Source organism: Cryobacterium luteum (assembly GCF_900110125.1).
Taxonomy (GTDB): domain Bacteria; phylum Actinomycetota; class Actinomycetes; order Actinomycetales; family Microbacteriaceae; genus Cryobacterium; species Cryobacterium luteum.
Genome location: NZ_FOCN01000003.1, coordinates 136,175 through 148,729, shown reverse-complemented (window position 1 = coordinate 148,729; position 12,555 = coordinate 136,175). Strand labels below are relative to the sequence as shown.

Genomic DNA, 12,555 nt, shown 5'->3' with positions numbered 1-12,555 from the left:
GGAGCAAAGGTAGCGCAGCCGGACCCGACGCACACCCCGTGGTGCTAGTCGAGTGGCCCGGTTGGCCCTACTCTGTACACATGAAGGCCAAGAAGATCTTTGGAATCGTTCTCGCGGGTGGCGAGGGAAAACGGCTCATGCCGCTGACCGAGGACCGGGCCAAGCCCGCTGTCCCCTTCGGCGGGCATTACCGGCTTGTGGATTTCGCCCTGTCCAACCTGATCAACTCGGGCGTCACCCAAATCGTGGTGCTCACCCAGTACAAGTCGCACAGCCTGGACCGGCACGTGTCGCAGACCTGGCATGTTTCCGGTGGACTGTTCAACTCGTACATCGCCTCGGTACCCGCACAGCAACGCCTCGGCAAACGGTGGTTCAGCGGCTCAGCCGACGCGATTCTGCAGAGCCTGAATCTCATCCACGATGAGAAACCTGACATCGTCGTCGTTGTCGGCGCCGATCACGTCTATCGCATGGACTTCAGCCAGATGATCGCCGCCCACATCGCATCAGGTCTGTCCGCGACGGTCGCGGCCATTCGCCAGCCGATCGGCCTGGCCGACCAGTTCGGCGTCATCGAAGTGGATGCCGCCACCCCCGACCGCATCTCCGATTTTCGGGAGAAGCCCAAGGACGCCGTCGGTCTTGCCGATGCCCCGCACGAGGTCTTCGCCTCGATGGGCAACTATGTTTTCAACACCGATGCTCTGATCGAAGCGGTACTGCGCGATGGTGAGCGTACCGATTCAAGCCACGATATGGGCGGTGACATCATCCCCGACTTCGTCTTCCGCGGCGACGCCGGCGTGTACGACCTGCAGCGCAACGAAGTGCCTGGGTCGACCGACCGCGATAAGTATTACTGGCGCGATGTGGGAACGATCGATTCGTTCTTCGAAGCCCACCAGGATCTCATCTCGGCGCTTCCCGTGTTCAACCTGTACAACCAGGAATGGCCGATCTTCAGCATGCAGTTGAACTCGCCGCCGGCGAAGTTCGTGCGCGACGGCCGTGGCGCCCTGGGCACCATGATCGACTCGATCGTCTCGCTGGGCTGCGTCATCTCCGGCGCTCACATCGAACGCAGCGTGCTCGGCCCGTGGACCTCGATCGGTTCCGCGTGCGAGGTCGTCGACTCGATCGTGTTCGACCGGGTACAGATTCGGCCGGGCGCCATCGTGCGGCGTGCCATTCTCGACAAGGAAGTCATCGTCGAGGCCGGCGCCACCGTCGGGGTCGATCGGGATCGAGACCTCGCGCGCGGCTTCAGTGTGACCGAATCCGGTATCACCGTCGTCGGCAAGGGTGTGCTCGTTACTCCGTGACCCGTACCTCCGCACCACGTTTCCTGGTCGTGCTTGATGCCGACTCCACCCTGATCCAAGACGAAGTGATCGAGTTGCTGGCGGATGCCGCCGGCTCGCGCGATCTCGTCGCCGACGTCACCGAACGCGCCATGCGCGGCGAACTGGACTTTGCGCAAAGCCTGCGCCAGCGGGTGTTGACCCTGGCGGGACTGCCGGAGACCATTTTCGGCGAGGTGGGGCGACGCATCCGCCTGACTGCGGGGGTTCCCGAACTGATTGCCGGTATCCATGCCGGCGGGGGCGTCGTCGGGGTGGTGTCTGGCGGCTTTCACGAGCTGCTCGACCCGCTCGCGATCGAGCTGGGTCTGGACCATTGGCGAGCCAACCGGCTCGAAGTTGATGCCGGCCGACTGACCGGGCGCGTCCTCGGGCCGATCATCGACGCCGAGGCGAAAGCGGTCGCCCTGCGCGAATGGGCCGCCGGCGGCCGGATCGCCCTGACGCAGACGATCGCGGTCGGAGACGGCGCAAACGACCTGCGCATGATGGACGCGGCCGGCCTCGCCGTGGCGTTCAACGCGAAGCCCCGGGTGAAGCGCGAAGCCGACGTGGTGATCGACCACTGCAATCTCAGTCAGGTGCTTCCGCTTCTCGGCCTGCGCGGCTGAGTCACCAACCCGGCCACCCAAACCGAGAGCGTTCTAGTGGCCCATACCGAGACCACCGTCGACCGGAATGACCGCGCCGGAGATGTAGGCGGAGTCGTCGCCGGCGAGCCAGGTGACGACACGGGCGACCTCTGACGGTGTGGCGAAGCGGCCGGCCGGGATATTGCGCTTGTAGTCCGCCTGCTGCGCTTCGGGCAGGGCAGCGGTCATGTCTGTTTCGATGAAACCGGGAGCAACAACGTTGGCGGTGATGCCGCGGGCGCCGAGCTCGCGGGTGATCGAGCGAGCCAGTCCGATCAGGCCGCTCTTCGACGCCGAATAGTTCACCTGCCCGGCGGAGCCGTACAGGCCCACAACGCTCGAGATGAGCACGATCCGCCCGAAACGAGCTTTGAGCATACCCTTGCTGCCACGCTTGACGACCCGGAACGCCCCGCCGAGGTTCGTGTCGACCACCGACGTGAAGTCGTCCTCTGACATGCGCATGAGCAGGGTATCGCGGGTGATCCCGGCGTTAGCCACGATGACCTCGACCGGACCGTAGGTCGTCTCAATCTCGGTGAAAGCGGCATCGATGGATGCGGCGTCGGTCACGTCGGCGCGCACCGTGAGGCTTCCGGCCGGACCATACCCCGACCGGGACGTCACGGCGACGCGGTGACCCTGGGCGAGGAATTCCTCGGCGATGGCAAAGCCGATGCCGCGGTTACCGCCGGTGACGAGCACTGTTCGAGCCGTTGTCATGAAGTTCCTGTTCGCTTGCTTGCTGTGGGTGGATGTCGCGGGTCGGGATCACTGAAATACCCGGCAGATTCAAGTTTAAGGCGTGCTCCAACCACGTCGCGCGGACGTAGGCTTGTTGAGGTGGATTTTCTACCGTGGACGGAACCGACTCGAACCCGATGGACCTATGAAGCAGCAGTCGATCACCTCGCTCCCCGCCTCCCCCGAGGCAGAACGCCGCAATCGGATGATCAAATATTCGATTGCGATGGGGGTGCGTGTCGTCTGCATTGTGCTCATGCTGTTCGTAGAGGGATGGTGGTTGGTGCTGTGTGCCGTCGGTGCGATCCTTCTGCCGTATTTCGCCGTGGTGGTAGCGAATGTGAAGATTGCGCCGCGTGGTGCCGAAGTGTTGCGTCCGGGCAGCGTCGAGATCTACACCCAATCCGAGAACCACACGAGTGAGAACGGGGTCAAGTGAGTGTTCGCGCGGCCGCTTCGGTGAGTTCGATGATCGGACTGGGCGCTCCCCTGCAATCATTGACGTGCTCCCGGGCCGACTGCAAGAACGCCGGGCGTTGGCGGCTGGACTGGCGCAACCCGCGCATCCACTCGACCGACCGCGTCAAAACCTGGCTGGCCTGCGACGACCACGTCGACTTTCTGCGTGAATTTCTGGCCGCGCGTGATTTTCCCCTGACCGTGAGCGCGGTTGACGCCACCCCGAAACCGCGTGGAGCTGTGCAATGACGGGCTGGACGTTTGCCTTCAGCAGCCGCTGGGCCGGTTATCTCGCGCTCACCATGCTGTTCGCAGCGGTGTGTTCCGGACTCGGCGTCTGGCAGCTGGCCCGGCGCGATGAGGCTCTCACCGAACTGTTCAAGATCGATTCAAATTTCGATTCCAATCCCATTCCCGTGACCGAGGCGCTCCCCGAGCTGAATTCCTTCGACGAATCGCAAAAGTGGATGCCGGTGGAACTGACCGGGTCCTACCTCACGGCCGACGAGATGCTTGCACGCAACCGACCACTTAACGTCAATCCCGGCTTCGAGGTACTAACCCCGCTGCTGCTCACCGACGGCACGGTCTTCATCGTCGACCGCGGTTGGCTGCCGACGGGGCAGGAGCAGGATGCTCCCGACACGGTGCCGGCGCCGCCGAGCGGAACGGTGACCGTCGTCGCCCGCCTCAAAGCGAGCGAGCCCGACCTGCCCGGCCGTACCGCGAGCGGTGACCAGGTTGCCACGATCAACCTCACGACCATCGCCGAGCGCCTCGACCAACCCACGTACACCGGTGCCTACGGTCTCCTGGACACCGAGAGCCCTGCCGCGACCGAGGAACGCCCGGCCGCCGTCGCGAAACCGATCCGCGATGAAGGCCCGCACCTGTCGTACGCGTTCCAGTGGTTCGTGTTCGGCCTGCTCGCGTTCATCGGCCTCGGCTGGGCACTGCGCGAGGAGTATCGCAGTGTGAATGCTGAAGACCCCGAGGAACGCGAACGCGCCGATGAGCGCGCCCGCAAGCGTGCGGCGAAACCGCGCAATGACGCCGAAATTGAGGACGCACTGCTTGACCGGCAGCCCCACTAGTTGTGTCAGGCGACGGCGCGGTGGTGCTGCCTGCTGCCGGAGGCAATCTGTCCGGTGCCGGGACCAAGCAACCTCCGGTAGACGCCGAGCAGGGACGCGGCAGACCTGGTCCAGTCCAGATCGAGCGCATGTTTCCGAGCCGCCACGGACATCCTTTGGGACCGCGGCGCATCGGTCAGCAGACCGGTGATGGCCTCGGCCCACACCCGCGGTTCCCGCGATTCAAGCACCAGGCCGGTGACGCCGTCGACGACGGCTTCACGCAGGCCACCGGATGCTGCGGCGATGACCGGCACGCCGCTCGCCGCGCCCTCGAGCGCGACCAGACCATACGTTTCTGAGTGAGACGGAACCAGCACGAGGCTCGCGTCGCGAAACAGGCGGGCCAGGTCATTCCGGGATCGGGGGCCGACCAGTCGAAGCTGTGCCCCGAGCCCGAGCCGTTCAGCGGTTTCACGCAACTCAGTGACATAACCGTCGTAGTCGGCCGATGCTGCCCCGGCGATCACCAGGTTCGGGCGCAGATCAGCCGGAACGCCGGCCAGGGCTGCTATGGCGAGGTCGAGCCCCTTCAATGGCTGTAGGCGGGCTGCAACGAGCAGATAGCCTCGGTCGTCGGCCGCGGGAGTCCCACTGGACGGACCGGCCGGTGAAAACGCAGTATTGTCGACGCCCGGCAGCACGATTGCTGTGCGTTCGGCCGCGCCTCCGAGGCGCCCCGTGATCGTCGCCGCCTCGGCGGCACTGATCGCGACCAGCAAATCCGATTCGCGAGCCAACCAGGCCTCACCGAGCATCCGTCCCGGTGATTCAGCCCGTTCCCCCGCGGAGAGCGGAGTCGAATCGTCGGCAGCGATGCTATGAAAACTCTGCACGTGCGGAACGCCCCAATGGCGAGCGACCGGCAGGGCCGCCATGCCGGAGAACCAGTGATGCGAGTGCACGATGTCGCACGGTTCAAGCTCGCCAAGTCGGGACGAAAAGTCGGCAATCCAGTGTTCGTGCTGGCCCTTCGGCAGGGCGATCGCCGGACCGGCATCCAGAAATCGCAACGTTACGCCGGGGGCGAGCTGCGCGGCGGCTGGCTGATCGACCGCTGAGCGCCTGGTCAGAATGCTCACCTCGTGGCCGAGGCTCGCGAGAGCCTCCGCCTGGTGGCGCACGACGACGTTCATCCCGCCGGCATCGCCGGAACCCGGATCCGCGCCCGGCGACGTATGCAGGCACACCAGCGCGATGCGCAATGACTCAGCAGGCGGCAACACGCACGCTTCCTTTGACTCGGACGATTCGGCGTGCCAGCGCCGAATCAGATGGTGACTTAGGACAGCTCGATCAAATCGAGGTAATCCTTGTTCCAGTGGTCCTCGGTGCCCTCGGGCATGATGAGCACGCGCTCCGGGTTGAGGGCCTGCACGGCACCCTCATCGTGGCTGACCAGGACGACGGCTCCGGCGTAGTGCGCGAGGGCATCGAGGATCTCCTCGCGACTGGCCGGGTCGAGGTTGTTGGTGGGTTCGTCGAGCAGCAGAACGTTGGCACCGGAGACGACGATCATGGCCAGGGCGAGGCGGGTCTTTTCGCCACCGGACAACACCCCGGCCGGCTTGTTGGAGTCGTCGCCGGTGAACAGGAACGAGCCGAGCACCCGGCGGGCCTCCATCTCGGTGATGCTCGGCGACGAGGAGACCATGTTCTCCAGCACGCTGCGCTTGACGTCGATCGTCTCGTGTTCCTGCGCGTAGTAACCGATGCGCAGGCCGTGGCCGGGTTCGATCGACCCGGTGTCGGATTTGTCGACGCCCGCGAGCATGCGCAGCAGCGTGGTCTTTCCCGCACCGTTGAGGCCCAGGATGACAACCTTGGAGCCGCGGTCGATCGCGAGATCGACGGCGGTGAAGATCTCGAGGGAGCCGTAGCTCTTCGAGAGATCCTTGGCCATGAGCGGTGTTCGGCCACACGGTGCTGGCTCGGGAAACCGCAGCTTTGCGACGCGTTCAACGGCGCGCACGGCGTCGAGGCCGGACAGGAGCTTCTCGGCGCGGGCCACCATCTGGTGCGCTGCCGCGGCCTTGCTGGCCTTGGCGCCGAACTTGGCAGCCTGCAGCTGCAGCGTGGACGCCTTCTTCTCGGCGTTGGAGCGTTCCTTCTTACGCCGGTCGGCATCCGCTGTGCGTTGCAGCAGGTAGTTCTTCCAGTTCATGTTGTAGATGTCGATCATCATGCGGTTCGCGTCGAGGTAAAATACCCGGTTGACCGTCTCGCCGACGAGTTCGATGTCGTGGCTGATGATGATGACGCCACCCTTGTAGTTCTTGACGAACTCGCGCAGCCAGGCCACCGAGTCGGCGTCGAGGTGGTTGGTGGGCTCATCGAGGATCATCATTTCGGCGGCCGAGAACAGAATGCGAGCCAGTTCGATGCGACGACGCTGACCACCAGACAGGGTACTCAGAGCCTGGTCGAGAATGTGGTCGGGTAGTTTCAGGTTGCTCGCGATCGACGCAGCCTCAGCCTCAGCGGAGTAGCCGCCGAGCCCGTTGAATTCATCGGTCAGGCGACCGTACTTTTTCATGGCGGCGGCGCTGATCTTGGGGTCGGGGTCGGCCATGGCCAGGCTGGACTCATGCATGCCGAGGGCGATGGTACCGAGGCCGCGGGCATCGAGAATGCGGGTGCGGGCGAGCATGGTCGGGTCGCCGGCCCGCGGGTCCTGGGGCAGGTAACCGATTTCACCCGAGTGGCTGATCGAGCCCTTGGTCGGGTTGGTCTCCCCCGCGAGCGTCTTCGTCAGGGTCGTCTTGCCCGCGCCGTTACGGCCGACGAGGCCGATCTTGTCGCCGCTCGCGACGCGGAAGCTGACGCCCTCCATGAGCACGCGGGCTCCAACGCGGATTTCGAGATCTTGCACGTTGAGCACAGCAATAGTCCATTCGAAGTGTTGGTACGGGTGAGAAGTGTGAGTGGGCCGAAGCGGTCCAACTCACTAGTATATTTGCCTTCAGGCTGTGCTCGGCACACCGGTGCCCTTGGCCGACCTAGAGCAGGGCTGCCAGCAGCGACTTTTCCAGCCAGTTGAGGTAGGCCTCGGTCGACCAGCCCAGCGACAGAACGAGCGTCCGAAACGTGTGCGGGTGAGCCAGAGCCCACATCGTCGCCGCCGCCTCGTGGTCGCTGATGCCGCCGCGCAATCCCCGCTTCTCCCGGAGCGCCGCCGCCACCTCGCCGAAGCCGTGCAGCCGTGCGGCGTCGCGCTTCTGCTCGAACTCCCCCACGTCGGGATCAACGACGGCAGCTTCGCTGACGATGCGCAGAATGCCCGAGGTGCGTTCGTTCACCAGCGCGCTCGACCGGGCCAGAATGCGGATGACCTCGGTCGCGGTGCGCGCTTCGGCAATGCGTTCCCGGGTCGCTCCCGACAGCAGCGCCGGCGCCCCCGGCTCAGCGGCCACCCGGTCCAGAACTGCGGCCAGCAGTTCGGCCTTCGACCCCACCGAGTTGTAAATGGTTTGCACCACCACGCCGGCCTCGGCCGCGATCGCGGCGACCGACGTACCCACATAGCCCCGCTCCAGCATGAGCCGCCCGGCTGCCATGACGATCTCCGCCCGGGTGCTCGCCGCCTGCGCCGCGCGTCGCCTTGTGGCCCCGTTCTCCACTATATCCATGCAACTAGCGTATCGTTCCAGTGAATAGATGCACTTACTAACGTTCGGAATGCGGTCGAGCCGAACGAGGGATACGGTTCCGACGCGACCCCCACCTAAACCGAAGGCCCCGCCGGCGGTTGCTGGCGGGGCCTTCAAGTTAGAACCAGTGTTACATGGCGAAGCCGAGGGCCCGCATCATGTCCCGACCGTCGTCGGTGATCTTCTCCGGACCCCACGGCGGCATCCAGACCCAGTTGATACGGAACTGGTCGACGACGCCGTCCAGCGCCTCGGCCGTCTGCTCCTCGAGCACATCGGTCAGCGGGCAGCCGGCCGAGGTGAGGGTCATATGGATAATGAGCGCGTTGTTCTCGTCGTCCCAGCCGAGGTCGTAGATGAGCCCGAGGTCGACGACATTGATGCCGAGTTCCGGGTCCATGACGTCTTTGAGGGCTTCTTCGATTTCATCGAAGCGCGCCGGACTGAGTGTGGAGGCCATGGGATCAGCCTACGTTCGACGGAACGAGAAAGCGATCGTAGCCCTCGTCCTCGAGACGGTCGGCGAGTTCTGGGCCGCCCTGTTCGGCGATCTTACCGTTGACGAATACGTGTACGAAGTCCGGGTGGATGTACCGCAGAATGCGCGTGTAATGCGTGATCAGAAGCAGACCGAGGCCGGTGTTGGCTTTGGCACGGTTGACACCCTCGGATACGATCTTCAATGCGTCGACGTCGAGGCCGGAGTCGGTCTCGTCAAGCACGGCAAACTTGGGCTTGAGCAGTTCAAGCTGCAGGATCTCGTTGCGCTTCTTCTCTCCACCGGAGAAGCCCTCGTTGACGTTGCGCTCGGCAAAAGTCTTGTCCATGCGCAGGTTGGTCATCGCCTGACGAACGTCCTTGATCCAGGTGCGGATCGGCGGGGCTTCACCCTCGATGGCCGTCTTGGCCGTACGGAGGAAGTTCGTGACGGTCACTCCGGGGATCTCCACCGGGTACTGCATGGCGAGGAATAGACCGGCGCGAGCGCGGGCATCCACTGTCATGGTGAGCACTTCGGCGCCGTCGAGCAGGATGGAGCCGCTCTCGACGTGATATTTGGGGTGCCCGGCGATCGTGTAGGCGAGGGTGGACTTGCCGGAGCCGTTCGGGCCCATGATGGCGTGGATTTCGCCCTCGTTGATGGTGAGGTTGACGCCGCGCAGAATCTGCTTGGTGCCCTGGTCGGTCTCGACACTGACGTGCAGGTCTTTGATCTCAAGAACAGACATGACTGTCATATTCCTTTCTGAATTCTAAAAATGAGCTGGTGGGGCGGTCGCTGCGTGAGGCAGGTTCAGACCGCGACGGTGACGGACGGATCGACGAAGACGAACCCGTCGATGAGTTCCACGTTGTAAACCGGGACCGGATCATAGGCCGGCAGAGACAGCGGCTTGCCTGTGGTGAGGGAGAACATTGAGCCGTGTGCCCAGCACTCGAGAGTCTGGCCTTCCACGAATCCCTCGGACAGGGAGATGTCACCGTGCGTGCAGGTATCACCGATGGCGAAGACGTCGCCCGCGGCGTCACGCACGAGGGCGATAGCGACCCCGTCGATTTCGACCTTGACGGCGTGGTTTACTTCGAGCTCATCGAGAGCGCAGATCTTCGTTGCGGCCATGCTTACTTGTCGTCCGTTCCAATAAGTTCGGCCTCGATTGCGAGTTGCAACCGAGCTTCAAGTTCGGGGGAACCAATCTGCTGCACGACCTCGGTCAGGAAACCGCGCACGACCAGGCGTCGCGCTTCTTCCTCGGTGATGCCGCGAGACTGGAGGTAGAACAGCTGCTCGTCGTCGAACCGCCCGGTGGCACTGGCGTGTCCGGCCCCGACGATATCGCCGGTTTCGATCTCCAGGTTGGGGATGGAATCGGCGCGGGTACCCTCGCTGAGCACAAGGTTGCGGTTCTGTTCATAGCTGTCGGTGCCGGCGGCCTTGTTGCCGATCAGAACGTCGCCGATCCAGACCGTGCGAGCGTCCTGGCCCTGCAGCGCGCCCTTATAGTTGACGCGGCTGCGGCTTCTGGGGGCGTCGTGGAAGACGTACACCTGCTGTTCCAGATGCTGACCGGCGTCTGCGAAGTACAGGCCGAGGAGCAACGTGTCGGAGCCGGGACCGGCCAGACGCACCGAGGGGTTGACCCGCACGATGCTGCCGCCGAGGGAAACGACGACATGCTTGAGACGCGCGTCGCGACCGACGGATGCGAAATGGTTGGCCAGGTGCACCGCGGAATCGTCCCATTCCTGCAGCGAGACGACCGTGAGGTTCGCGGACTCGCCGAGGATGATCTCGACGTTCTCGCTGAGCCGGGCGTCGCCGGTGTTGTGCAGGATGACCGTGGCCTGGCTGAAGGGTTTGGCCTCGATGATTGTGTGCGCGCCACGAGCGATGGTGCCCAGGCCCGATCGGGTGACCGTGATCTCCTTGGCTTCCTCACCGCTCACCGTGACGGCGAGGGCTTCGTCGAAGGCCGACCAGGCGTTGGCGGCGGCGCGTTCCTCCGGCAGTCCGGCGGTGCCGATGCGGGCATCCGTTCTGGGCACCCATTCAACGGACACGTCCGCTGACGGGGTGGATTCGACGGTGTAACGCGAGCCGTCGAGGGCACCCGCGGTGAGGTCGGTGAACTTCGCGACGGGCGAGTGCTTCCAGACCGCTTCGCGGCCGGTGACGGCCTCGAAGTCGGCCACGTTGACACTTTTGAAGCGGGCAGAGCGGGTTTGCACCGGTACGTAGCCGAAACGTCCGTCGGAGTGTTCCTTGATTCCGTGCTGGCCGACCGGAAGGGTCGACGAGTCGGCGGTGGGGGTGGTTGATTCGGGCACAGTTTTTGAAGCGCTCTTCGAAAGCGCTGAAGCGGCGGACATTTAGCCGACGGATCCTTCCATGCCCATTTCAATGAGCTTGTTGAGTTCGAGGGCGTACTCCATCGGGAGCTCCCGGGCGATCGGTTCGATGAATCCGCGAACGATCATGGCCATGGCTTCGTCTTCGGGCATACCGCGGCTCATCAGGTAGAACAGCTGCTCTTCGCTGACGCGGGAAACGGTGGCCTCGTGGCCGAGTTGCACGTCATCGACACGGATGTCGATGGACGGGTAGGTGTCGGAGCGCGACTGGGTGTCGACCAGGAGGGCGTCACAGCGCACGGTGTTGGCGGAGTGGTGCGCGGCAGCATCCACTCGAACCTCGCCGCGGTAGCCACTGCGGCCACCACCGCGAGCGATGGACTTGGAGACGATCGACGACTGCGTGTACGGAGCCATGTGGATCATCTTGGCGCCGGCGTCCTGGTGCTGGCCGGGGCCGGCGAAGGCCACCGAGAGCGTCTCGCCCTTGGCGTGCTCGCCCATAAGGTAGATCGACGGGTACTTCATGGTGACCTTGGAGCCGATGTTGCCGTCGATCCATTCCATCGTTGCACCTTCGCCGGCCGTGGCCCGCTTGGTGACGAGGTTGTAGACGTTGTTCGACCAGTTCTGAATGGTCGTGTAGCGAACGCGGGCGTTCTTCTTCACGACGATCTCGACCACAGCGGAGTGCAGCGAGTCAGACTTGTAGATCGGGGCGGTGCAGCCCTCGATGTAGTGCACGTAGCTGCCCTCGTCGGCGATGATGAGCGTGCGCTCGAACTGGCCCATGTTCTCCGTGTTGATGCGGAAGTAGGCCTGCAGCGGGATCTCGACGTGCACGCCGGGCGGCACGTAGACGAAGGATCCGCCGGACCAGACGGCCGTGTTGAGCGCGGCGAACTTGTTGTCGCCGGAGGGGATGATGGTGCCGAAGTACTCTTCGAAAAATTCCGGGTGCTCTTTGAGCGCCGTGTCGGTGTCCATGAAGATGACGCCCTGGGCTTCGAGCTCCTCGTTAATCTGGTGATAGACCACTTCGGATTCGTACTGCGCGGCGACACCGGAGACGAGGCGCTGGCGCTCGGCTTCGGGGATGCCGAGCTTCTCGTAGGTGTTCTTGATGTCGTCGGGCAGGTCTTCCCAGGTCTGGGCCTGCTTCTCCGTCGAGCGCACGAAGTACTTGATGTTGTCGAAGTCAATCTCCGAGAGATCCGCGCCCCAGGTGGGCATGGGCTTACGTTCGAACAGTTGCAGGGCCTTGAGGCGTCGCTGCAGCATCCAGTCCGGCTCGGACTTCAGGTTCGAGATGTCGGTGACGACCTCGGGGGAAATACCACGGCGAGCGGATGCGCCGGCCTTGTCGGAGTCGGCCCACCCGAATTCGTAGGTACCGATCCCCTCAAGGTCGGGACGGTCGAGCAGGACATCCGACATAATTACCTCTTCTCTACCCAGCACAACCCGGATATTAGTCCGGTCATTCCCGCGGGGCCGCCGTACTGATCAAGTCAGTGGAGACCACGGGGAACGGGTTGTGTGGACAGCTTCGTTGCGTACCTAGAATATTCATGGAGCAAGAAACGAACCGGAGCCAGCCAGACCTCGGTGAGGCTGTTCGGTTCCGACCACAACGTGCAATCACCATGACCGCACGAAGATCTCCATGGAGATACTAATTCTACAGGTTGATCAGCACGATACGCGTGCTTTGCTGGTC

General features: G+C 63.9%; 14 protein-coding genes. 5 read left to right on the top strand and 9 right to left on the bottom strand.

Annotation, left to right across the window (positions count from 1 at the left end; all coding sequences use genetic code 11):
* Nucleotides 1-80: 80 nt before the first annotated feature.
* Nucleotides 81-1,325, top strand: a complete 1,245-nt coding sequence (locus tag BMW72_RS04970; protein WP_092107888.1) for a glucose-1-phosphate adenylyltransferase — start codon at nucleotides 81-83, stop codon at nucleotides 1,323-1,325.
* Nucleotides 1,322-1,975, top strand: a complete 654-nt coding sequence (gene serB / locus BMW72_RS04965) for a phosphoserine phosphatase SerB (protein ID WP_241983843.1) — start codon at nucleotides 1,322-1,324, stop codon at nucleotides 1,973-1,975. The genes BMW72_RS04970 and serB overlap by 4 nt, the downstream gene beginning before the upstream one ends.
* Before the next feature lie 33 nt (nucleotides 1,976-2,008).
* On the opposite strand, the gene fabG is transcribed toward serB, so the two are convergent.
* Entirely contained in the window at nucleotides 2,009-2,719 is a 711-nt protein-coding gene (gene fabG, locus BMW72_RS04960) for a 3-oxoacyl-ACP reductase FabG (RefSeq protein ID WP_092107886.1), read from the bottom strand.
* A 166-nt stretch (nucleotides 2,720-2,885) separates the two neighbouring features.
* Here fabG and BMW72_RS04955 point away from each other — a divergent pair, with 166 nt between their 5' ends.
* The 3 genes from BMW72_RS04955 to BMW72_RS04945 are packed head-to-tail and all read left to right on the top strand — an operon-like array spanning nucleotide 2,886 to nucleotide 4,293.
* Complete coding sequence (locus BMW72_RS04955) at nucleotides 2,886-3,179, top strand: DUF3099 domain-containing protein (RefSeq protein ID WP_092107884.1); 294 nt, start codon at nucleotides 2,886-2,888, stop codon at nucleotides 3,177-3,179.
* Nucleotides 3,176-3,448: a hypothetical protein gene (locus tag BMW72_RS04950; protein WP_422386305.1), complete on the top strand. Its 273-nt coding sequence runs from the start codon at nucleotides 3,176-3,178 to the stop codon at nucleotides 3,446-3,448. The genes BMW72_RS04955 and BMW72_RS04950 overlap by 4 nt, the downstream gene beginning before the upstream one ends.
* Nucleotides 3,445-4,293, top strand: coding sequence for an SURF1 family cytochrome oxidase biogenesis protein (locus tag BMW72_RS04945; RefSeq protein ID WP_092107881.1), 849 nt, complete (start codon nucleotides 3,445-3,447; stop codon nucleotides 4,291-4,293). The genes BMW72_RS04950 and BMW72_RS04945 overlap by 4 nt, the downstream gene beginning before the upstream one ends.
* Nucleotides 4,294-4,298: 5 nt before the next feature.
* Here BMW72_RS04945 and BMW72_RS04940 read toward each other — a convergent pair whose 3' ends face one another.
* From BMW72_RS04940 to sufB, 8 genes are all read right to left on the bottom strand, one after another.
* The gene (locus tag BMW72_RS04940) at nucleotides 4,299-5,558 is read right to left on the bottom strand and encodes a glycosyltransferase (protein WP_241983842.1); all 1,260 of its coding nucleotides are present in this window, start codon (nucleotides 5,556-5,558) and stop codon (nucleotides 4,299-4,301) included.
* A gap of 56 nt (nucleotides 5,559-5,614) precedes the next feature.
* The gene (locus BMW72_RS04935) at nucleotides 5,615-7,213 is read right to left on the bottom strand and encodes an ABC-F family ATP-binding cassette domain-containing protein (protein WP_092107879.1); all 1,599 of its coding nucleotides are present in this window, start codon (nucleotides 7,211-7,213) and stop codon (nucleotides 5,615-5,617) included.
* A gap of 118 nt (nucleotides 7,214-7,331) precedes the next feature.
* A complete protein-coding gene (locus BMW72_RS04930) occupies nucleotides 7,332-7,961 on the bottom strand; it encodes a TetR/AcrR family transcriptional regulator (RefSeq protein ID WP_092107877.1) in 630 nt (209 codons plus the stop codon).
* A gap of 151 nt (nucleotides 7,962-8,112) precedes the next feature.
* Nucleotides 8,113-8,442 (bottom strand): metal-sulfur cluster assembly factor, encoded by a 330-nt coding sequence (locus BMW72_RS04925; protein WP_092107875.1) that lies wholly within the window; start codon nucleotides 8,440-8,442, stop codon nucleotides 8,113-8,115.
* 4 nt (nucleotides 8,443-8,446) lie between these two features.
* On the bottom strand, nucleotides 8,447-9,211 hold the full coding sequence (sufC, locus tag BMW72_RS04920) for a Fe-S cluster assembly ATPase SufC (RefSeq protein WP_092107873.1): 765 nt from the start codon (nucleotides 9,209-9,211) through the stop codon (nucleotides 8,447-8,449).
* Nucleotides 9,212-9,276: 65 nt separating this feature from the next.
* Nucleotides 9,277-9,603 carry a Rieske (2Fe-2S) protein gene (locus BMW72_RS04915; protein WP_092107871.1) on the bottom strand — a complete coding sequence of 109 codons (327 nt, stop codon included), beginning with the start codon at nucleotides 9,601-9,603 and terminating at the stop codon, nucleotides 9,277-9,279.
* A 2-nt stretch (nucleotides 9,604-9,605) separates the two neighbouring features.
* Complete coding sequence (gene sufD, locus BMW72_RS04910; protein WP_422386304.1) at nucleotides 9,606-10,811, bottom strand: Fe-S cluster assembly protein SufD; 1,206 nt, start codon at nucleotides 10,809-10,811, stop codon at nucleotides 9,606-9,608.
* Between the two features lie 42 nt (nucleotides 10,812-10,853).
* Nucleotides 10,854-12,272 (bottom strand): Fe-S cluster assembly protein SufB, encoded by a 1,419-nt coding sequence (sufB, locus tag BMW72_RS04905; RefSeq protein WP_092107867.1) that lies wholly within the window; start codon nucleotides 12,270-12,272, stop codon nucleotides 10,854-10,856.
* Nucleotides 12,273-12,555: the final 283 nt, after the last annotated feature.

Coding starts and splice junctions, on each gene's coding strand:
- BMW72_RS04970 (WP_092107888.1), top strand. CDS start 81: ATGAAGGCCAAGAAGATCTTTGGAATCGTTCTCGCGGGTGGCGAGGGA.
- fabG (WP_092107886.1), bottom strand. CDS start 2,719: ATGACAACGGCTCGAACAGTGCTCGTCACCGGCGGTAACCGCGGCATC.
- BMW72_RS04955 (WP_092107884.1), top strand. CDS start 2,886: ATGAAGCAGCAGTCGATCACCTCGCTCCCCGCCTCCCCCGAGGCAGAA.
- BMW72_RS04945 (WP_092107881.1), top strand. CDS start 3,445: ATGACGGGCTGGACGTTTGCCTTCAGCAGCCGCTGGGCCGGTTATCTC.
- BMW72_RS04930 (WP_092107877.1), bottom strand. CDS start 7,961: ATGGATATAGTGGAGAACGGGGCCACAAGGCGACGCGCGGCGCAGGCG.
- BMW72_RS04925 (WP_092107875.1), bottom strand. CDS start 8,442: ATGGCCTCCACACTCAGTCCGGCGCGCTTCGATGAAATCGAAGAAGCC.
- sufC (WP_092107873.1), bottom strand. CDS start 9,211: ATGTCTGTTCTTGAGATCAAAGACCTGCACGTCAGTGTCGAGACCGAC.
- BMW72_RS04915 (WP_092107871.1), bottom strand. CDS start 9,603: ATGGCCGCAACGAAGATCTGCGCTCTCGATGAGCTCGAAGTAAACCAC.
- sufB (WP_092107867.1), bottom strand. CDS start 12,272: ATGTCGGATGTCCTGCTCGACCGTCCCGACCTTGAGGGGATCGGTACC.